The sequence below is a fragment of the Brevibacterium luteolum genome (assembly GCF_013004595.1).
Classification (GTDB): domain Bacteria; phylum Actinomycetota; class Actinomycetes; order Actinomycetales; family Brevibacteriaceae; genus Brevibacterium; species Brevibacterium luteolum.
Map to the genome: position 1 here is coordinate 406,358 of NZ_JABEMC010000001.1, position 17,803 is coordinate 424,160.

At 67.0% G+C, this 17,803-nt stretch carries 18 protein-coding genes; 11 read left to right on the plus strand and 7 right to left on the minus strand.

Annotated features, from left to right (window positions below):
* The first annotated feature begins 81 nt into the window (after window positions 1-81).
* Window positions 82-570: a hypothetical protein gene (locus tag HLA91_RS01970; RefSeq protein ID WP_170273289.1), complete on the plus strand. Its 489-nt coding sequence runs from the start codon at window positions 82-84 to the stop codon at window positions 568-570.
* Here HLA91_RS01970 and HLA91_RS01975 read toward each other — a convergent pair.
* Window positions 524-1,669 carry a MalY/PatB family protein gene (locus HLA91_RS01975; protein ID WP_338076718.1) on the minus strand — a complete coding sequence of 382 codons (1,146 nt, stop codon included), beginning with the start codon at window positions 1,667-1,669 and terminating at the stop codon, window positions 524-526. The genes HLA91_RS01970 and HLA91_RS01975 overlap by 47 nt on opposite strands.
* 223 nt (window positions 1,670-1,892) lie before the next feature.
* Between HLA91_RS01975 and HLA91_RS01980 the strand changes: the two genes are divergently transcribed.
* Window positions 1,893-4,835, plus strand: coding sequence for an alpha/beta hydrolase (locus HLA91_RS01980; protein WP_239557010.1), 2,943 nt, complete (start codon window positions 1,893-1,895; stop codon window positions 4,833-4,835).
* A 134-nt stretch (window positions 4,836-4,969) separates the two neighbouring features.
* Here the strand turns inward: HLA91_RS01980 and HLA91_RS01985 are convergent, their stop codons facing one another.
* Window positions 4,970-5,983: a C2 family cysteine protease gene (locus tag HLA91_RS01985; RefSeq protein WP_170273291.1), complete on the minus strand. Its 1,014-nt coding sequence runs from the start codon at window positions 5,981-5,983 to the stop codon at window positions 4,970-4,972.
* Window positions 5,984-6,203: 220 nt separating this feature from the next.
* Between HLA91_RS01985 and infA the strand changes: the two genes are divergently transcribed.
* The 7 genes from infA to HLA91_RS02020 all read left to right on the plus strand — a co-directional run bounded on the left by infA (window position 6,204) and on the right by HLA91_RS02020 (window position 9,784).
* Window positions 6,204-6,425: a translation initiation factor IF-1 gene (gene infA / locus HLA91_RS01990; RefSeq protein ID WP_019159374.1), complete on the plus strand. Its 222-nt coding sequence runs from the start codon at window positions 6,204-6,206 to the stop codon at window positions 6,423-6,425.
* A gap of 78 nt (window positions 6,426-6,503) precedes the next feature.
* Window positions 6,504-6,617, plus strand: a complete 114-nt coding sequence (gene rpmJ / locus HLA91_RS01995; protein ID WP_102161533.1) for a 50S ribosomal protein L36 — start codon at window positions 6,504-6,506, stop codon at window positions 6,615-6,617.
* Window positions 6,618-6,822: 205 nt separating this feature from the next.
* Window positions 6,823-7,191 carry a 30S ribosomal protein S13 gene (gene rpsM, locus HLA91_RS02000; protein WP_102161535.1) on the plus strand — a complete coding sequence of 123 codons (369 nt, stop codon included), beginning with the start codon at window positions 6,823-6,825 and terminating at the stop codon, window positions 7,189-7,191.
* 42 nt (window positions 7,192-7,233) lie between these two features.
* Window positions 7,234-7,638, plus strand: coding sequence for a 30S ribosomal protein S11 (gene rpsK, locus HLA91_RS02005; RefSeq protein WP_102161537.1), 405 nt, complete (start codon window positions 7,234-7,236; stop codon window positions 7,636-7,638).
* 170 nt (window positions 7,639-7,808) lie between these two features.
* Complete coding sequence (locus HLA91_RS02010) at window positions 7,809-8,801, plus strand: DNA-directed RNA polymerase subunit alpha (protein WP_170273292.1); 993 nt, start codon at window positions 7,809-7,811, stop codon at window positions 8,799-8,801.
* A 36-nt stretch (window positions 8,802-8,837) separates the two neighbouring features.
* Window positions 8,838-9,431 (plus strand): 50S ribosomal protein L17, encoded by a 594-nt coding sequence (rplQ, locus tag HLA91_RS02015; RefSeq protein ID WP_170273293.1) that lies wholly within the window; start codon window positions 8,838-8,840, stop codon window positions 9,429-9,431.
* A 191-nt stretch (window positions 9,432-9,622) separates the two neighbouring features.
* Window positions 9,623-9,784: a hypothetical protein gene (locus HLA91_RS02020; RefSeq protein ID WP_170273294.1), complete on the plus strand. Its 162-nt coding sequence runs from the start codon at window positions 9,623-9,625 to the stop codon at window positions 9,782-9,784.
* A gap of 27 nt (window positions 9,785-9,811) precedes the next feature.
* On the opposite strand, the gene HLA91_RS02025 is transcribed toward HLA91_RS02020, so the two are convergent.
* The 5 genes from HLA91_RS02025 to purU form a co-directional block, all read right to left on the minus strand.
* Complete coding sequence (locus tag HLA91_RS02025; RefSeq protein ID WP_170273295.1) at window positions 9,812-10,987, minus strand: nitroreductase family protein; 1,176 nt, start codon at window positions 10,985-10,987, stop codon at window positions 9,812-9,814.
* Window positions 10,984-12,210, minus strand: a complete 1,227-nt coding sequence (locus HLA91_RS02030) for a hypothetical protein (RefSeq protein ID WP_170273296.1) — start codon at window positions 12,208-12,210, stop codon at window positions 10,984-10,986. Before HLA91_RS02030 ends, HLA91_RS02025 begins: the two co-directional genes overlap by 4 nt.
* On the minus strand, window positions 12,210-12,689 hold the full coding sequence (locus tag HLA91_RS02035) for a hypothetical protein (RefSeq protein WP_170273297.1): 480 nt from the start codon (window positions 12,687-12,689) through the stop codon (window positions 12,210-12,212). The genes HLA91_RS02030 and HLA91_RS02035 overlap by 1 nt, the downstream gene beginning before the upstream one ends.
* 2 nt (window positions 12,690-12,691) lie before the next feature.
* Window positions 12,692-14,296 (minus strand): phenylacetate--CoA ligase family protein, encoded by a 1,605-nt coding sequence (locus HLA91_RS02040; RefSeq protein WP_170273298.1) that lies wholly within the window; start codon window positions 14,294-14,296, stop codon window positions 12,692-12,694.
* A gap of 112 nt (window positions 14,297-14,408) precedes the next feature.
* Complete coding sequence (purU, locus tag HLA91_RS02045; protein WP_165884702.1) at window positions 14,409-15,332, minus strand: formyltetrahydrofolate deformylase; 924 nt, start codon at window positions 15,330-15,332, stop codon at window positions 14,409-14,411.
* Window positions 15,333-15,553: 221 nt separating this feature from the next.
* On the opposite strand from purU, the gene glyA reads away from it, so the two are divergent.
* Complete coding sequence (glyA, locus tag HLA91_RS02050; protein WP_170273299.1) at window positions 15,554-16,834, plus strand: serine hydroxymethyltransferase; 1,281 nt, start codon at window positions 15,554-15,556, stop codon at window positions 16,832-16,834.
* On the plus strand, window positions 16,834-17,724 hold the full coding sequence (locus tag HLA91_RS02055) for a bifunctional methylenetetrahydrofolate dehydrogenase/methenyltetrahydrofolate cyclohydrolase (protein WP_170273300.1): 891 nt from the start codon (window positions 16,834-16,836) through the stop codon (window positions 17,722-17,724). Before glyA ends, HLA91_RS02055 begins: the two co-directional genes overlap by 1 nt.
* Window positions 17,725-17,803 lie beyond the last annotated feature (79 nt).

Consider the following 17,803-nt stretch of genomic DNA (forward strand, 5'->3'; position numbering starts at 1 on the left):
ATTCCAGAGACCGAACGCGGACTGCGGGACCGGCTGCTCTACGCAGCTCGGTACGGGGAGTTCCATCTGCTGCGTCCCGGTGTGCTCATCGGCCTGTCCGACAGCGCGGACTTCGTCCTCGGCACCACTGGTGAGGCGAGCCCGGACAGCTGGATGATCACCGGGCGGGTGACGCCGGCGGATCTGTCAGAGGCGCGCCGGATGGCGGCGATCGCGTTCGACCTCGCCGATATGTGGAAGCGCATCGGAGAGCTGCGCGGAGACGTCGCCAAGGTCGTCGGCGACGAGGCGTGCTCCGGCAACCGCTACTTCGATGTCTTCTACCGCGCATCGAGCGAGTTCATGCAGCTGCCCCACCTGCCTGCCGAGCTCGTCGATGGTCCGCGCCCCGAGCAGGAGCTCGGCGCACTCATGAGCCAGCTCCTCGACGTCTTCGGCCGACGCTACTTAGCCGACTGCCAGAAGGCGGCCCAGCAGGCGTCGGGCGCTGACCTCATCGAATACGTGCCGTGGGGTGAGCCGATCAGCGCGGCTGACAGGCCTTCGCAACCCGTTCGACAATCTCGGTGAGGATCGCGGCGGTCGTCGCCATGTTCACGCGCACGCAGCCAGCACCCACACGGCCGCACTCCTGGCCGTTGGTCAGCGCGACCTTCGCGTGCTCGCGCAGGAATGCTGCAGCGTCCTCGCCGATGTCGTAGGCGCGCAGGTCGAGCCACGCGATGTAGGTGCCCTGCGGCACAAGGTAAGACGCCTTCGGCAGATGCGTGTCCACCAGCTCGGCCATGAGCTTGCGGTTGCCGTCGAGGTAGTCGATGAACCGGCCGAGCCATTCGTCACCGTCGCGGTAGGCCGCTGTCGTGGCCACCAGTCCCGGGTTCGCTGCGGCACCGGAGACGAAGCGCGCCCGATCCCGGTAGACATCCCGGTCCTCGGGGTTGGTGAAGAGCACCTGCGCGCATTTGAGCCCGGGGATGTTGAAGGCCTTCGAGCACGAGGTTGCGGTGATCGTGTGCCGGCCCGCCGCCTCGGACACGGTGGCGTAGGGAACGTGCTGCAGGCCGTCGAAGACGAGCGGGGCATGGATCTCATCGGAGAACACGCGCGCGTCGTTCTTCTCGATGAGCTCAGCGATCCGCTCGTGCTCAGCACGCGTGTAGACCTTGCCGACCGGGTTGTGCGGATTGCAGTGCAGGAACACGGCACCGGGTTCGAGAGCGGCGTCGAGGGCGTCGAAGTCGATCTCCCAGGCGTCGGCCGTGCGGATGAGCGGCACCTCGCGCACCAGGCGGCCGCGCGTGGCCGGGGCGATGAAGAACGGCATGTATGCCGGCGTCAGCAGGACGACCGGGGCCTCCGGCGGCGCGAACAGATCGAGGGTGGCCAGGAGTGCCGAGAGGACATCGGGTGCGAAGTCGATGTCGCTGGGGGAGATGTCCCAGCCGTAGCGGCGGGCGTGGAACTCAGCGGTGGCCTGACGGGCTTCAGCGTGCATCGCCTGGGGAGCGTAGGTGAAGAGCTCCTTGGCGGTCAGCTCCTCGAGCGCATCGTGCACACAGGGTGCCGTGCCGAAGTCGGCCTCGGCGATGAACGCCCCGAGCGTTCCGGGGAATGTCGTCCACTTGACCGATCCGCGGTCGACGAGCTCCGCGGGCGTGTATTCCTTCACCTGATCTGTCCTCTCTTCGGCGTCATTGCCAGCATCCAGCCTAGCGCTGACTGCGCACGTGCCGAAAACGCGGACTCCAGCCGTGGAGTCCGTCCCCAGATGCGCGGAAAACACTACTACTTTCGTCATAGATCGAGTCGCTGACCAGCGGCGATGTCCGCACCTCCAAAAAGTATGAGAGAAAGGTCACAAATCGCACACTTTTCGCAGTAGGCTCTCGGGTATGACTGATTCAAGACAGACACCGCCGGCGCTGCGCAGAATGCGCACCGCCGGCGTCGCTACGACTGTGACTCTGGCGATGACCCTTGGATTCGGCACCTCTGTCCTCGCTGCACCGTCGCAGCCGGCGGAGAGCGCGCCCCAGACGGCCCCCGAATCGACGACGAACCCCACCGACATGGTCGACAAGCTCACCATCGCCTACACCGGCGAGACGACGATGGCCGAGGCAGAGACCCTCGAGATCCCCGTCACCGTCAAGGGCGACGCCGGCGATGTCCTCACCCTCAGGCTCAAACACGCCCAGAACAACGAAATCGTCGAAGGCACCGACACTGACGTCACGATCGGGGAAGACGGGACGGCAGAGGAAACCCTCGAAGTCGAGGACCTCGCACCGGGCACCTACGCGATCACCGGCGGCGACGAAAACCTCATGAACTCCGACAAGACCTTCACCGTCGAGGAGAAGGAAGGCGCAGAGGCGCCCGAGGCCGGTGACAACCCTGAGTCCAACGACCCGGAGGGCAAGGACCTCACGACCGAGCGCGAAGACGGCCTCGACAAGTACTACCCCGAGCTGGCCAAGGAGCTGTTCGACGAAGACGGCGACGGCACCTACGAGATCCCCGAGCCGGCCGCCGGTGGAAAGAGCACCGGAAACGTCCCGAAGGGCCTGGAGAAGCATTACGGCCAGGCGCTCAACCTCTCGGCCGAGAACTGCGAGAAGCTTGGCCACCCCAACTTCGAGCAGCGGATCGGCCGCGCCCCTGAGTGCGGTTACGTCATCATGCCGATCGACGCCGAGGACCCGAGCGCAGGCAACATCGCCGTCTCGGTCATGAAGGTCAAGGCCGGCAAGGTCGAGAACGGCACGTTCGTCGAGAACAAGAACCCGCGCGGCACCGTGCTGTGGAATCCGGGCGGCCCGGGCGGCTCCGGCATGACCCTCTCGGTCGCTGGCGCGCTCTACGAGCCCGACCTGGCAGCCGAATACGACATGCTCGGATTCGACCCGCGCGGCACCGGCACCTCGATGCCGTTCTCGCAGTGCTCCTCTGACGAGCAGATCGACAAGGACCGCGAGTCCAACCCGCACGGCAAGGACACCCGCGAGGAAGTCGAAGGCGCACTCAAGGAGCAGACCGAGCGTTTCGCCAATGACTGCTTCGAGAACACCGGCAAGGCCTTCGACCTCGGTGAGGGCGGGCAGAAGAAGCTCATGCAGCACCTGGGCACCTGGGACGCTGTGGGTGACATGGACCTCATGCGCTCGGCATTCGGCGATGAGAAGCTCAACTTCATCGGCTTCTCCTACGGCACCCGCCTCGGCTACGTCTACTCGCAGAAGTTCCAGCCCAACGTCGGGCGCCTCGTCCTCGACGGCGTCGTCGACCCCGGCAAGGTCGATGAACTTGCTGCGATGAAGGCGATCAACGCCGCCTCCGATAAGTTCATGCAGAATGGCGGCGACGACCCGGCTGATGACGAAGACAAGACCATCAACCAGGGTGCTGGCTTCCAGAACACCTTCGAGCAGTTCGCCAAGGACTGCACCGCCAAGGGCGCGCAGAAGAAGACCTGGGGCGAACTGTGGCCGGATGTCTTCGGTGACAGCCCGATCGCTGACGAGACCTTCAGCTGTGCACTCGGTGATGGAGTCGAGGACGTCGATCAGCTCACCGATGCGAACGCCAAGCTGCTGCAGACGCTTGAGTCCAAGCCGCTGCCGACCGGCCAGCCGAACGACGACCGGATGGTCTCCTTCGCTGACGGCCGCACCGGTGTCTTCCAGGCGCTGTACTCCGAGACGCTGTGGCCGCAGCTGGCCTACGGCCTTGCCGAGCTCAAGCAGGGTGAGACCGCCGGCATGCTCATGCAGCTGGCCGACAGCTACAACGACCGCGACGAGAACGGCCACTACGCGCCGATGCTCCAGGCGTTCACCAACATCCGCTGCACGGACGCCAACAGCTACGGTGACATGCCCGACATCGAGAAGGCACGTGACTTCGCCGAGCGCTACGACAAGGCCGCTCCGTTCCAGCGTTCGTCGAAGACCCCGGGTGAGTACGACTACTGCGACTTCTGGCAGTTCAAGGGCACCCTGCCCGCGCCGGAGAAGCTGACGAAGGTGCCGAACATCCTCGTCGTCTCGACGACGCATGACTCGGCCACCCCGTACCCGGCAGGGGTCAAGCTCGCCCGCGTCATCGACGGCACCCTGCTGTCGGCCTCGGGAGCTTCGCACACCTCGTACATGAAGCGCGACCCGAACATGACCTGTGTCGACGACACCGTCAACGACTTCCTTATCAACGGTGACGTACCTGAGGACGGCGACTACGGCAAGAAGCTCGACAAGCCCGACACCGTCAAGGATGATCGCGGCAACGACGTGACGCTCACGACCCAGTGCAAGGTCGAGACGTTCCGCTCGTCTGGCTTCTCGATCTCGACTGACAAGGCACACGCTGGTGAGAAGCTGCTCTACACCGCTGAGCACCAGGACGATGTCGATGACTACTCCGTCGCCTTCGACGGCAAGAAGGTCGCTGAGGGCACGATGGACAACGGCGGCAACGCCGCCGGTCAGTTCACCGTCCCGGAGGACGCCAAGCCCGGCAAGTACGAGGTCACCCTCGTCAACGCCGCCGGCGATGTCGTCGCCACCGACTTCCTCGAGGTCATGAGCGATGACAAGCCCAAGGGCGATGACGACGATGACTCCAACGGCGGTGGCGACACCGACAAGGACGACAAGGGATCGGACGACGACGGCAAGGGCAAGAAGGACGACGGCCGCGACAAGAATGCCGACAAGGACGGCAAGCTTCCGCGCACCGGTGCTGAGATCATGCCGTACCTGCTCCTCATCCTCGCCCTCATCGGCGGCGGTTCCGCAGCACTGTACAAGTCGCGCCGAGTCTCCTCGGACAGCTGAGTGACCAGCTGACACCTGAACCGCACAGTTCACAGTGAGCGATCCACAGGGGCGGTCTCTTCGGAGGCCGCCCCTGTGGCGTGTCTGGAATCGGCCGGGCGCGTGAGCCCCGCAGCAGGGGAACAGCGCCGTTGTCAGGCGTCGGTGAGTATCGGCCCAACGTTGACCGACAGGAAGATCCGCCGGAACTGCGCCTCCGACAGGTACAGGTCGGTGCGCCGCGGATGGCGTGAGCCCGGTCGCGGGTCGGCGCCGCCGAGCGGATTGCGCAGATGGATGCGCAGCGGGCCTGCACCGTCCGGCAGCTGCCGGCCGTCCTCATCGACCCGAGCTATGCCGCAGACAACGTAGACGTGCCCGTTCATGACAGCGATCTGCCGGGCGGGATCATCCTCACGTGGGATGAGCCTGGCCGGCTTCCAGCGCAGCAGCGTCGAGGCCACCACCGGCCGGCCGGCATCCAGCCAGGACCGTACGGTGGCCAGCCGGGGCACCGGGCGGGCCGGGGTGACCTGGCCGGTGAGCAGATAGAAGGCGTTGCCGGCGAACCCGTGCTCGATCCCGGTGTAGCTGCCGCGCCCGAAGGTGACAGCGGCGGCCTTCTCGACAAGGCTGGCGAGATTCGCCCGTCCCCGGGAGTCCCCGGTGCGGTGTCGGGCGGGCACGAACGGGGAGATCGTCACCGCCCGTGCTCGTAGCCCGGTGTGCAGTCGCACCTGGATGAGCCCATTGGGCAGCGACTCGATGAGTGAGGCGGTGAAACCTGGCTGGGTGTGCTCACAGGCGGCGAGGGCTGCGATGAACCAGCAGTCGCCCAGCCTGCCCTGCTGCACCTCGACAGGCGTCTCGATCACCGAGCCGGTTTCATCGGTGGGCACCTCGACGCCGACGTCGAGAGCCTGGGAACCACGGGCGCGGGGCTCCAAGGCGGGCAGCGCTGCCAGGGCGGCTGCCGCCTCGGGCGCGGATGCGGGGATGAGCGCCTCCACAGCGCGCGCGGCGCGGTGGTGATAGAACCCGGCCCGGCGCAGCAGGCGGGGGAGAGGTGTGAAGCGGGAATCCGGTTCGCCGGACAGTTCGGCATTGAGCGCGCCGGCATCGGCGGGCGTGAGGAAGGGCGCAGTCGCAGGCGCAGAAATGAGTGGCACGAACACACGGTTTCGTGTAGAGTAGTGGATTGGTCTGTGACCTCTGGACATGCCAGTTCCGTCTTTCTCCGGGTAGCTTAGCCCATCCGGTGAGCCGTGCGGAACCGGACACTCCGGGTCAGGACTGCCGGTCGAATCAGGCCCCACCCGGGCAGCCGAAGCGGGCCTGAGACACGAACGAACGCAGCATGTCTGCGGGAAAATGGGGTTGACGAACGATATGGCCAAAAAAGAAGGGGTCATTGAGATCGAAGGAACCGTTGTCGAAGCACTCCCGAACGCCTCGTTCCGGGTGGAGCTGACCAACGGCCACAAGGTTCTGGCGCACATCTCAGGAAAGATGCGCCAGCACTACATCCGCATTCTCCCCGAGGATCGCGTCGTGGTGGAGCTCTCTCCCTACGACCTGTCCCGCGGTCGCATCGTCTACCGGTACAAGTAACAGATCTTTTCGACCGCTACTCTGCGTCGCCCCCAGGAAGCCTCCTGGGGTTTTCGCAGTCAGCAAGAAGGACTCACGATGAAGGTTCACCCCAGCGTCAAGAAGGTCTGCGAGAAGTGCAAGGTGATTCGGCGTCACAGCCGCGTCATGGTGATCTGCGACAACCCGCGCCACAAGCAGCGCCAGGGCTGATCGCTCACTTAACGCAGACTCCCGTTCGCTCCTGCTAGATGCAGCTGCGAGCACCACACCCAAGCAGACCTCGCCCCCTGCGGCAGGCCAGGCCCAGCCTGACAGGCAGCAGGACGACACCCCCGGTTCGGAGGCCGGGGACCCGGGACATCTCGGGACAGGTCTGAGCAAGCACCTTCGAAACGAAAATACGGAGTAAGAACTTATGGCACGTCTTGCCGGAGTCGACCTCCCGCGTGAGAAGCGCGTGGAAGTCGCCCTGACATACATCTATGGTGTGGGCCGCACTCGTGCGAGCCAGACCCTGACCGAGACCGGGATCAACCCGCACACCCGCGTCAAGGACCTCAGCGATGATGAGCTCGTGCAGCTGCGCGACTACATCGAGGGAACGTTCAAGGTGGAAGGCGACCTGCGCCGCGAAGTGGCCGCAGACATCCGCCGCAAGGTTGAGATCGGCTGCTATGAAGGCCTGCGCCACCGCCGCGGCCTGCCGGTGCGCGGTCAGCGCACCAAGACCAACGCTCGCACCCGCAAGGGCCCGAAGCGCACGGTCGCCGGTAAGAAGAAGTAATCCCGCTTTCACCGAACACCCTCGATCAGGAGTTTGAGATCTATGCCTCCCAAGTCACGCGCAGGAGCAGTGCGCAAGCCGCGTCGTCGCGATAAGAAGAACATCGTCAACGGCCAGGCCCACATCAAGTCCACGTTCAACAACACGATCGTCTCGATCACCGACCCCACAGGAGCTGTGATCTCCTGGGCTTCCGCCGGTGAGGTCGGATTCAAGGGATCGCGCAAGTCGACCCCGTACGCCGCGCAGATGGCCGCTGAGTCCGCTGCCCGCCGCGCCATGGAGATGGGCCTGAAGAAGGTCGACGTCTTCGTCAAGGGCCCGGGTTCGGGACGCGAGACCGCGATCCGCTCGCTCCAGGCCGCCGGCCTCGAGCTGGGCACCATCCAGGACGTCACCCCAACGCCGCACAACGGCTGCCGCCCGCCGAAGCGCCGTCGCGGCTGAGCCTCTCCGGTTCCCCGCTCCCGAGGCGGGCCGCCTGCTGGCAGGTGAGCCCGCCTCGGGCACGGGGGACCGGACGCACTGTCCACCACCCGCAAGCGTTACGAGTACTGACTTACTCAACTAGTGCATGCGAGCGTCATATAGCGGATGCTCGCTGAAAGGAAGCCCACGTGCTCATTGCACAGCGCCCCACGCTCACGGAAGAGGCTGTATCAGCCAATCGATCGCGCTTCGTCATCGAGCCGCTCGAGCCCGGTTTCGGATACACCCTCGGCAACTCGCTGCGTCGAACCCTGCTCTCGTCCATCCCCGGTGCCTCGGTTACGAGCATCCGCGTCGATGGCGTGCTGCACGAGTTCACCACGGTGCCCGGAGTGAAGGAGGATGTCACCGAATTCATCCTCAACCTCAAGTCCCTCGTCGTGTCCTCGGAGTTCGACGAGCCGGTCGTGGCCTACCTGCGCAAGCAGGGCCCGGGCACGGTCACCGCTGAGGACATCTCGGCCCCGGCCGGTGTGGAGATCCACAACCCCGAGCTCTACATCGCCACGCTCAACGAAGACGGCCGCCTCGACATGGAGCTGACCATCGAGCGCGGTCGCGGCTACGTGTCTGCTGCGCAGAACAAGAACGCCGACGCCGAGATCGGCCGGATCCCGGTCGACTCGATCTACTCGCCGGTGCTCAAGGTCACCTACAAGGTCGAAGCCACCCGTGTCGAACAGCGCACCGACTTCGACCGTCTCATCGTCGATGTCGAGACGAAGCCGTCGATCGCCCCGCGCGACGCGGTCGCCTCGGCCGGCAAGACCCTCATCGAGCTCTTCGGCCTGGCCCGCGAGCTCAACGTCGAAGCCGAAGGCATCGACATCGGCCCCTCGCCGGTGGACGCTGCCCTGGCCGCCGATCTCGCTCTGGCGATCGAGGACCTCGACCTCACGGTCCGGTCCTACAACTGCCTCAAGCGCGAAGGCATCCACACCGTCGGAGAACTGGTCGCCCGCAGCGAAGCAGACCTCATGGACATCCGCAACTTCGGTTCGAAGTCCATCGACGAAGTCAAGGCCAAGCTCAACGAGCTCGGACTCAGCCTCAAGGACAGCCCGGCGGGCTACGGCGAGGCTGGCGAACAGATGAGCTACGTCGACGACGAGCAGTACTGAGCGGCTGACCGAACAGAGATTTCAAGGAGATAAACAATGCCTACGCCTACCAAGGGCAACCGCCTCGGCGGCTCCCCGGCGCACGAGCGGGCGATGCTGAACAACATGGCGTCCCAGCTCTTCGAGAACAAGTCCATCACCACGACGGTGACGAAGGCCAAGCGCCTGCGTCCGGTCGCCGAGCGCCTCATCACCTTCGCCAAGCGTGGTGACCTGGCTGCTCGCCGCCGCGTCATGCAGCAGATCGGCGACAAGTCCGTCGTCCACGAGCTGTTCACCTCGATCGCTCCGGCTGTCGCCGAGCGTCCGGGCGGCTACACCCGCATCACCAAGATCGGTCCGCGCAAGGGCGACAACGCCCCGATGGCCGTCATCGAGCTCGTGCTCGAGGCCTACTCGCCCAAGCAGGCCACGGTGAAGGAGGCCGAGGAGACCACCAAGGCCGCCGCTGCCGATGAGCCCAAGGCCGAGGACACCAAGGCCGAGGACACCGCCGGTGACGACGAGACCCCCGAGGTCGAAGAGGATGTCACCTCCGGTGCCCAGGACGACGAGGCACAGGAAGCCGCCGAGCAGTCTGAGGATGCCGCGAAGGCCGAGGACGTCGAGAAGACAGACGACGAGAAGTGAGTCGCTGAGCGTCCTGCAGCGTCACGCTGAGCATCGCAGGCCCGGAACCGCTGAGGTTCCGGGCCTGCAGTGCATTCGGGCCGCAGGTGCGGTCAGCTGGACGGATCGTCAGGGCCAGGCGCTACCATCAAGGGACATTGACGCATGCCGGCCTGCCATCGCGAGCAGGCCGCATCCGGAAAGGAGCGCACATGTCACCGAGGAACAAGAAGAAGCGCAAGCAGCAGGGCCGTTCGCCGCAGGAGGGCCGGGCACTGCTCGTCGGCCTGGCCAGCACCCTGCTCGGTGCAGCCGTTACCGCGGTGACGCGCAAGATCGCCGGCGACCGGCGCCGGCGCAGGAAGAAGAAGTGACAGACTCAGCGCTCGGCGCTTTGCAGCTCAGCGCAGCCGCGGTGAGCGCGGCACGGGGCCGGTCGACCGTCCCACCGTGAAAGCGGTGAAGGGCTGGTAGACCGGCTTCCCGCCGTTGCGGGCCGGGGCGGTGCGGCGCAGCACATCGGCGAGCATCGCCGCCGGCAGCTGCACATCCTTGAGCTGCGACTCGACCGAGACCCGCAGCCCATGGCGGGCGAAGATGAGCCACAGCCGCATGAGCTCGCGGCCCAGCAGCACCCAGCGTTCGGCGCTGACCTCACTGGGATGCCGAGCTTCGATCGCCAGTGCCAGCCGGTCCGGGGCGCGGCGGGTGATGAACGTCGGCAGCATCGTCGACCAGGCACCAGCAGTCACGAGCATGTCGCGCAGCCGGGCACGGGCCTCATCCGGTGCCTCATCACCGCCGAGCAGGCGGGCTGCCAGCCGGGAGGTCCGGCGCGGCAGGCGCAGGGTCTCAGCCGTCAGACCGTCCTCCTGATAGCGGGGATCGCGGTCGTCAAGCCGCAGCCAGCGCAGCGTCTCATCGAAGGCCTCCCGCGGCTCGAACGGCGCCGACTGCGCATAGCGGGCGGCCTTGACCCAGATTGCCTCTGGCACCTGCGCGATGACGATGCCCGAGATCCGGTCATCGACCTCCTGCCGGTGCACCTCACCGTGGGCGGTGCGATCGAGGATCGCCTGCGGGCGCAGCGCGGCATACTCGGCCACCGCTGCCTCGACTGCGGCGGTGTCGCGGCGCAGCCGGCCGCGATCAACCTGCCGGGTCAGCACCTCAGCAACCGAGAACCCCGCCGAGACCTCCGCATCGGGAGGTTCCGCCGCATCGGCCACGGGCGCCGCACCGCCCGCCGGCTCGGCTCCAGCGGGCGTCAGCAGGAACGTGATCGTCACGTCATGCCGCGCACCGGTGACCGTGAGCTCACGCAGCCGCAGGTCCTCCTCTGCTGCGGCGATCGCACAGGCCTCAACCCAGCAGCCCAGTGACATGCCGAGGTCCGCGCCGTGTTCGTCGCCGACCGGCAGTGTGCGCTCGGGGTCGGTGCGCACCCGGATTCTGGCCCCGGCCCCGGTGATCTCGAGCAGTCGCGGCAGCCACGGCTGCGTGTTGTGGGCGCTCGGCGCGCGGGAGGCGATGTCGAAGAGACCCTCGATCGTCTCGGTGGTCAGCGGTCGGGTCATGCCTGCACCTCGCGGAAGAAGAAGCGGAGTTCGTGAAGCCAGTGGCCGCCGGCCTTGCCGGGCACGGCCGAGGAACCGAGATTGTCATCACCGACGTACGTCACGCGCAGCCGCCGGTAGCCTTTGCGCACGAGTTCAGAGTACATCTTCCGCGCCAGCAGGGAGACGAGCCCGCGGCCCTGCGCGTCCGGGTGGGCGGCCTGGATGATGAGCACCGCGTCGCGCCCCGTGCCCGAGGCGGTGCGCCCGGTGAGCTGTTCGCGCGCCAGCAACCCGGCAGCCCTGGCATTGAGCCGTCCGCCAGTGGCCCGCAGCACGTTGACCGGGTCGGGGACGGTGAGGATGAACGCCGCCGCCGGGTCGCCTGGCCCGGCATCAACGTCTTCGGCGGTGACGATGAGGCCGGGGTCCATGAGCATGGCCAGCCCCTGGGTCTGGGAGGCGAACTGGGTGTTCGAGATCTGCGTGTAGTAGGCCAGCCCGTCGAAGGCGGCGTTCATCGTCGGCTGGATGCGGTTCAAGGCGCGGGACAGCCCGAGCCGGGAGGGCGCGGAGATGCGCACGCCGGCGGCAGCACACTCCTTCTCAGTCGGTGCCGTGGCCCGGGCGGCAGGGACATCGGCGAGCTCGACCTCCCATGTGTGTCCGCCGCCCCAACGGTGGAACCCGGCCGCCTCATAGATGTGAGCAGTGGCCGCAGTGTTCCAGGCGGTGTCGAAGAAGCCGGGGTGTTCGTGTCCGGAGACCACGACGCCGCCGGTCTCGTTCGGCAGCAGGGACACCGGGCCGAACAGGTGGGTGCAGCCGGCCGCCTGCGCGCGGGCCTCCAGCTCGGCGAAGAGCGCCTCAGCAGCCTCCGGGGTCTCGAACTCGGTAGCGCCGAACAGCTGGGCGCGCACCTGCCGGTGCTGCCAGTCGTCGACGACGTCTGCCTGTACCTCTGGTGGGGTGAGCCTGCGGCGCAGTCGGCCTGAGAGCCGCTCATCGAGTGCCGGATACCGGTGGGCGGTGGTGCGTCCGACGACTCGGCCGCCGGGATCCTTGGCGATGAGCAGGGTGACATCGGGAAACCAGGAGCGGCCGGTCCACCAGGCGGTGATATCAGAGCGCAGCAGCGGCACCCAGTGATCGGCCCCACCCTGGCTGGCTGCCAGCGTGGCGGAGAAGTCGAGGAATTCGCGCAGCTCAGCCCGGGTGGAGACTTCGGAGACGGTGATGAGCATCAGCGACCGGCACCCAGCTGAGAGCCTGCACCCACGGTCGCCGGCGCCTCGGCGGCGGTCTCACCGGCCACAGGGGAGAACCGGTCGATCATCCCGGTGGAAGCGTCCTCGGCGCGGAAGATCCCGTTCGTGTATCCCCAGTCCTCGGCGGTGAGGATGCGGATGAACCCGCCGCGGGCCGGGGACTCATCGCCGCGGCCCACCAGCCAGCGCATGATCTCGTGGTGCTCGTGCGTGCGGGCGAAGCGCATGAGGTCGTCCTGGGTTTCGAAGGCGACGATGAGCCCGATGCGTTTGGGGAACTCGTAGTAGCTGCGATGCCACAGGTAGCCCGGCGCGCGCTTGAGCGCCCGGGCGAGCTTGGGCCAGCGGCGGATCTGGTCGGCCATCGCAAGCGAGGAGCGGTATTCGTTGCAGCCGAGGAACACCGAACCAGCCCGGCCCTGCGGCGGGGTGTGGGAGAAGTCGGTTGTGCGCATGGTCAGTCCTCCGTCATGAGGTAGACGTTCTTGATCTTCGTCTGCCCGCCGGTGAACGGGCCGGTGCCGTGGTCGTGGAGCTCGAGGTGGATTTCCGCGGCCGAGGGGTCCTCTTCCAGGGACTGCTTGAAGTCCCGGGACACCTCGGTCAGGTGGTCGAGCACCCCGGACGTGAGGGCCGCGGTCATCGCGGTGCGCTCGCCGTCGGTGAGCGCGCGGGCCTTTGCGCTGTCGCGCAGCTGGACATGCAGGGCCGGGCGGACCTCCAGCTCGCCGTGGTCGCGCAGCTCGATGCGGAAGGACTCGATGAGCCCGGCGAAGCGCTCATGGCGGTACAGGCCGTTCTCGACATCGAGCGGGTAAATGTTGGCGCCCATGTAGGAGATCGTCGAATCTGCTCGGCCGTAGAGCAGCACGAACGGCAGCCGCATCCCCTGCCGGCGGAACGCCGACGACAGCCGGGAGGCTAGCTCTGGGAACTGGCGGGTGATGGCGACCATGTCGGGGAAGTCGATGAGGGTTGCTTCATCGCCGATGTTGTAGCGCAGCCTGGGGCTCATGACCGAGGCGGAGTTGATCGTGACGACGAGCTCCCCGTCGTCGGTGGTCTCCAGGAAGGTCTCCAGCGGGTTGTACTGGAAGATCATCGGCGTGCGGTCCTCACCCTCGCCGAGCAGTGCCGCACGGAAGGCGTCGTTGCGGGTGAGTTCGCGACGGATCTCAACGGCGACATCGGTCTCACCGGCCATCCCGATCGTCAGATCCGAGGCGCCGTATCCGGAGTAGACGCGCTCGAAGCGCTTCTGCACATAGTCGCGCAGCCCCTCGGTCATCGCCTCCCCGCCGACGAACCCGTTGAGTGTGAACTGATCCCAGTATTCGGGGTCCTCGGCGTCCATCCGGTCGACGAGGTGTTTGAGGAACGGGGGGTAGGCGCTGATGAGATACGTGTGCTGGGGGCCGAAATGGCGCAGCGTGTCGAGGATCTTCTCCAGGTCCGGGCCGGTGTTCTTCACCATCGCGACCTTCGCCATCGCCAGGCCGGTGTTCGTGCCGGTCGCCCAGGCGCCCATCGAGAAGGCGTTGATGCAGAAGAGGTCCTTCGAGCCGAACAGGAAGGTGACGTAGCCGGCGACGTTCTTGTGCACGGTCGCCAGCTCCTTCTTCGAGCGCATCCAGTTGTACGGGGTGCCCGAGGAGCCGGAGGATTCGTCGACGACGGTGCCGACCATGTCGATGCGGCCGTTCCAGCACCGGTCCTCCTCGGAATACGCGCTGACATACCCGGACTTCGAGGTCTGCGGGTAGCTGTCGAGGTCCCACCACCGGAACGCGTAGTTGTTGGCGACCAGATGGTCCTGATAGGCCGGCACATCGAGGCTGGCCTGCTGGCAGATCATCCACGCGTTGAGATTGGCGAAGCGCTCCAGGCCCGGCCGGTAGTTCCGGGCGGTCAGCCGCCACAGCGCCGGATGCGCCCGGTAGGCGGTGTAGGCGGTTGTCAGCCCGAGGTTCGTCAGCCGCAGCAGTGCCTGCCGGGCGAGGTTGACCGGCCCGCGCTTGATCACCGGCTGGCGGAGGGCGTCGTCGCTGTTGAGGTTGCTCATAGGGCCAATCTATGGCTCCACACGCACCAGCGGCAGGGTCTGCGTGTGATCGTTCGGCAACATCCCAGCAACGTGCCGGTGGCCGGGCCCGCTCCCGAGGCGGTGGCCGGGTTCAGTCGAAGACGACGGTGCGGTGCCCGTCGAGCAGCACCCGGCCCTCGGCATGCCAGCCGACAGCGCGCGAGAGCACAGCTGCCTCGACGTCCTGGCCGAAGCGGATGAACTGGGCCGGGGTGTGCCGGTGCTCGACGCGCACGACGTCCTGTTCGATGATCGGGCCCTCATCGAGGTCATCGGTGACGTAGTGGGCGGTCGCGCCGATGATCTTGACCCCGCGGTCGTGGGCCTGATGGTAGGGGCGGGCGCCCTTGAAGCTCGGCAGGAACGAATGGTGGATGTTGATGATCCGCCCGGCCATCCGCTCGCACAGGGCAGGGGAGAGGATCTGCATATAGCGGGCGAGCACGACGAGTTCGATGTCGAGCTCATCGACCAGCCGCAGCAGCTCCGCCTCAGCGTCGGCCTTCGTTTCGGCGGTGACGGGGATGTGGTGGAAGGGCACCCCGGCGTGCTCGGCCATCGGGGCGAGCACCTCGTGGTTGCCGGCCACTGCCGCGATGTCGATCGGCAGCGCCCCGGAACCGGTGTGGAACAGCAGACTGTTGAGGCAGTGCCCGGCCTTCGACACCATGACAAGCGTGCGCAGCCTCCGATCGGCCCGGTGCAGCTCAGCGGACATGTTCAGCCGCTCAGCAACCGGGGCCAGTGCCGCCCGGATCTCGTCCTCACCGGTGTGGGTGCGGAACTGCATCCGCAGGAAGAACTGGTGGGTGTCCGGGGAGCCGAACTGCTGGGATTCGGTGATCGTCGCCTCGATGCCGACGAGCATCCCGGACACGGCGTGGACGATGCCGCCCTGGTCGGGGCAGGCGATCGAGAGCACCCATTCGGGTGCCGTGTCCGCTCCCGAGGCAGGGGCTGGGCTGGCGGCTGGAACTGCGGTGGCGGGCGTGCTGGGCGAGGCGGGGGTCTGCATAGCTCATAAGTGTAGGCACGCGCGTGCGCGCGCCGGCGTTCGACCCCGGCCTCGGGCGCTGGGCGCGTGTGCTGATACGGCGGTGGACGTGTGGATGAGACGCCCGCCGTGCGGCGGTTTGCGGCTGTTAGAGTGGTCTCTGGCGAGCACCATGCCGGCGGTGGAGCCGGGCCGCCCGCTATCGAATCCCATATATTCCCGTCTTGCAAGGAGCCGCCGGAATGAACGATGCGTCGACCATGAACGCCTCGATCGATCAGATCGACCCGGAGATCGCCTCCGTCCTCGACCAGGAGCTCGACCGCCAGCGCGGCACGCTCGAGATGATCGCCTCGGAGAACTTCGTCCCCACTGCAGTGCTGCAGGCGCAGGGGTCGGTGCTGACGAACAAGTACGCCGAGGGCTACCCGGGCCGCCGCTACTACGGCGGCTGCGAAGCCGTCGACATCGCCGAGAACCTCGCCATCGACCGGGCCAAGAGCCTCTTCGGCGCCGAGTACGCCAACGTCCAGCCGCACTCGGGTGCTTCGGCCAATGCCGCTGTCATGCACGCCTTCGCCCGCGCCGGCGACGGTCTGCTCGGCCTCAGCCTCGCCCACGGCGGCCACCTGACCCACGGCATGAAGATCAACTTCTCCGGCCGCCTCTACGAGGTCTCGGCCTACGAAGTCGATCCTGAGACCTACCGGGTGGACATGGACAAGGTCCGCGAGCAGGCGCTCGCCAGCCGCCCGAAGGTCATCGTCGCCGGCTGGTCGGCCTACCCCCGCCAGCTCGACTTCGCCGCCTTCCGCGAGATCGCCGATGAGGTCGGTGCTGCCCTGTGGGTCGACATGGCCCACTTCGCCGGCCTCGTCGCCGCCGGCCTGCACCCCAACCCGGTCCCGCACGCCGATGTCGTGTCCTCAACGGTGCACAAGACGATCGGCGGCCCGCGCTCGGGCTTCATCCTCTCCCGCGACCCCGAGCACGCCAAGAAACTCAACTCGGCGGTCTTCCCCGGCCAGCAGGGCGGACCGCTCATGCACGTCGTCGCCGCCAAGGCCGTGGCGTTCAAACTCGCCGGCACCGAGGAGTTCAAGGAGCGTCAGGAACGCACCGTCGAAGGTGCGAAGATCCTCGCTGAGCGCCTCCTCGAATCCGATGTCGCCGCCGCTGGCGTCTCCGTCCTCACCGGCGGCACCGACGTCCACCTTGCACTCGTCGACCTGCGCAACTCCGCCCTCGACGGACAGCAGGCCGAGGACCTCCTCCACGAGGTCGGCATCACCGTCAACCGCAACGCGGTGCCCTTCGACCCGCGCCCGCCGATGGTCACCTCCGGTCTGCGCATCGGCACCCCGGCCCTGGCGACGCGCGGCTTCGGCGCGAACGAGTTCACCGAGGTCGCTGACATCATCGCCGAGTCGCTCAAGCCCAGCCCGGACGTGGCCGCCCTCAAGGCCCGGGTGGCGAAGCTGACCGCGGACTTCCCGCTCTACGAAGGACTGAACCAGTACTGATGACAGCGCAGAGACTCGACGGCAAGGCAGCAGCCAAGGACATCAAGGATGAACTCGCCTCACGGGTGCGCACCCTGGCCGAGTCCGGGCACACGCCCGGGCTCGGCACAGTGCTCGTCGGTGAGGACCCCGGCTCCCAGTCGTACGTGGCAGGCAAGCACCGCGACTGCGAGCAGGTCGGCATCCGCTCGATCCGCCGCGACCTGCCCGAGGACATCAGCCAGGCAGACCTCGAAGCGGTCATCGACGAGCTCAACGCCGATGACGAGTGCACCGCCTACATCGTCCAGCTGCCGCTGCCCGATCACATCGACACCGATGCGATCTTAGAGCGCATCGACCCGGACAAGGACGCCGACGGCCTGCACCCGATGAACCTCGGCCGGCTCATGCTCAACGTCAACCGGCCGATCGACTCGCCGCTGCCGTGCACCCCGCGCGGCGTCATCGAGCTCATCGACCGGGCTGGCATCGATCTGGCCGGCCAGCACGTCGTCGTCATCGGCCGCGGGGTCACCGTCGGCCGGTCGATCGGCTCGCTGCTCACCCGCCGCGACCACAACGCGACGGTCACCCTGACCCACACCGGCACCCGGAACCTCGATGAGCTGCTGCAGCAGGCCGACGTCATCGTCGCCGCTGCCGGCTCGGCCCACCTGGTCAAGCCCGAGGCGGTCAAGCCCGGTGCCGTCGTCCTCGACGTCGGGGTCTCCCGCGTCGTCGACGAGGAGACCGGCAAAGGCAGGATCACCGGTGACGTCGACCCAGCCGTGGCCGAGGTTGCCGGCTGGCTGTCGCCGAACCCCGGCGGAGTCGGGCCGATGACCCGCGCGCTGCTGCTGCGCAACGTCGTCGAGATCGCCGAACGCCAGGCCGGCCAGCAGGACTGATCCGCACACCGGCAGAACACAGTGAGGGCCTCACCCGCATCGGGTGAGGCCCTCACTGTGTCAAGGAGCCGTGCGGCTC

Bases quoted from the DNA above. Each gene is read 5' to 3' on its own strand.
- HLA91_RS02030 (WP_170273296.1), bottom strand. From the start codon at position 12,210: ATGCTCATCACCGTCTCCGAAGTCTCCACCCGGGCTGAGCTGCGCGAA.
- HLA91_RS02025 (WP_170273295.1), bottom strand. From the start codon at position 10,987: ATGACCCGACCGCTGACCACCGAGACGATCGAGGGTCTCTTCGACATC.
- HLA91_RS02035 (WP_170273297.1), bottom strand. From the start codon at position 12,689: ATGCGCACAACCGACTTCTCCCACACCCCGCCGCAGGGCCGGGCTGGT.
- HLA91_RS02055 (WP_170273300.1), top strand. From the start codon at position 16,834: ATGACAGCGCAGAGACTCGACGGCAAGGCAGCAGCCAAGGACATCAAG.
- rplQ (WP_170273293.1), top strand. From the start codon at position 8,838: ATGCCTACGCCTACCAAGGGCAACCGCCTCGGCGGCTCCCCGGCGCAC.
- HLA91_RS01980 (WP_239557010.1), top strand. From the start codon at position 1,893: ATGACTGATTCAAGACAGACACCGCCGGCGCTGCGCAGAATGCGCACC.
- rpmJ (WP_102161533.1), top strand. From the start codon at position 6,504: ATGAAGGTTCACCCCAGCGTCAAGAAGGTCTGCGAGAAGTGCAAGGTG.
- HLA91_RS02020 (WP_170273294.1), top strand. From the start codon at position 9,623: ATGTCACCGAGGAACAAGAAGAAGCGCAAGCAGCAGGGCCGTTCGCCG.
- HLA91_RS02040 (WP_170273298.1), bottom strand. From the start codon at position 14,296: ATGAGCAACCTCAACAGCGACGACGCCCTCCGCCAGCCGGTGATCAAG.
- rpsK (WP_102161537.1), top strand. From the start codon at position 7,234: ATGCCTCCCAAGTCACGCGCAGGAGCAGTGCGCAAGCCGCGTCGTCGC.
- rpsM (WP_102161535.1), top strand. From the start codon at position 6,823: ATGGCACGTCTTGCCGGAGTCGACCTCCCGCGTGAGAAGCGCGTGGAA.
- purU (WP_165884702.1), bottom strand. From the start codon at position 15,332: ATGCAGACCCCCGCCTCGCCCAGCACGCCCGCCACCGCAGTTCCAGCC.
- glyA (WP_170273299.1), top strand. From the start codon at position 15,554: ATGAACGATGCGTCGACCATGAACGCCTCGATCGATCAGATCGACCCG.
- infA (WP_019159374.1), top strand. From the start codon at position 6,204: ATGGCCAAAAAAGAAGGGGTCATTGAGATCGAAGGAACCGTTGTCGAA.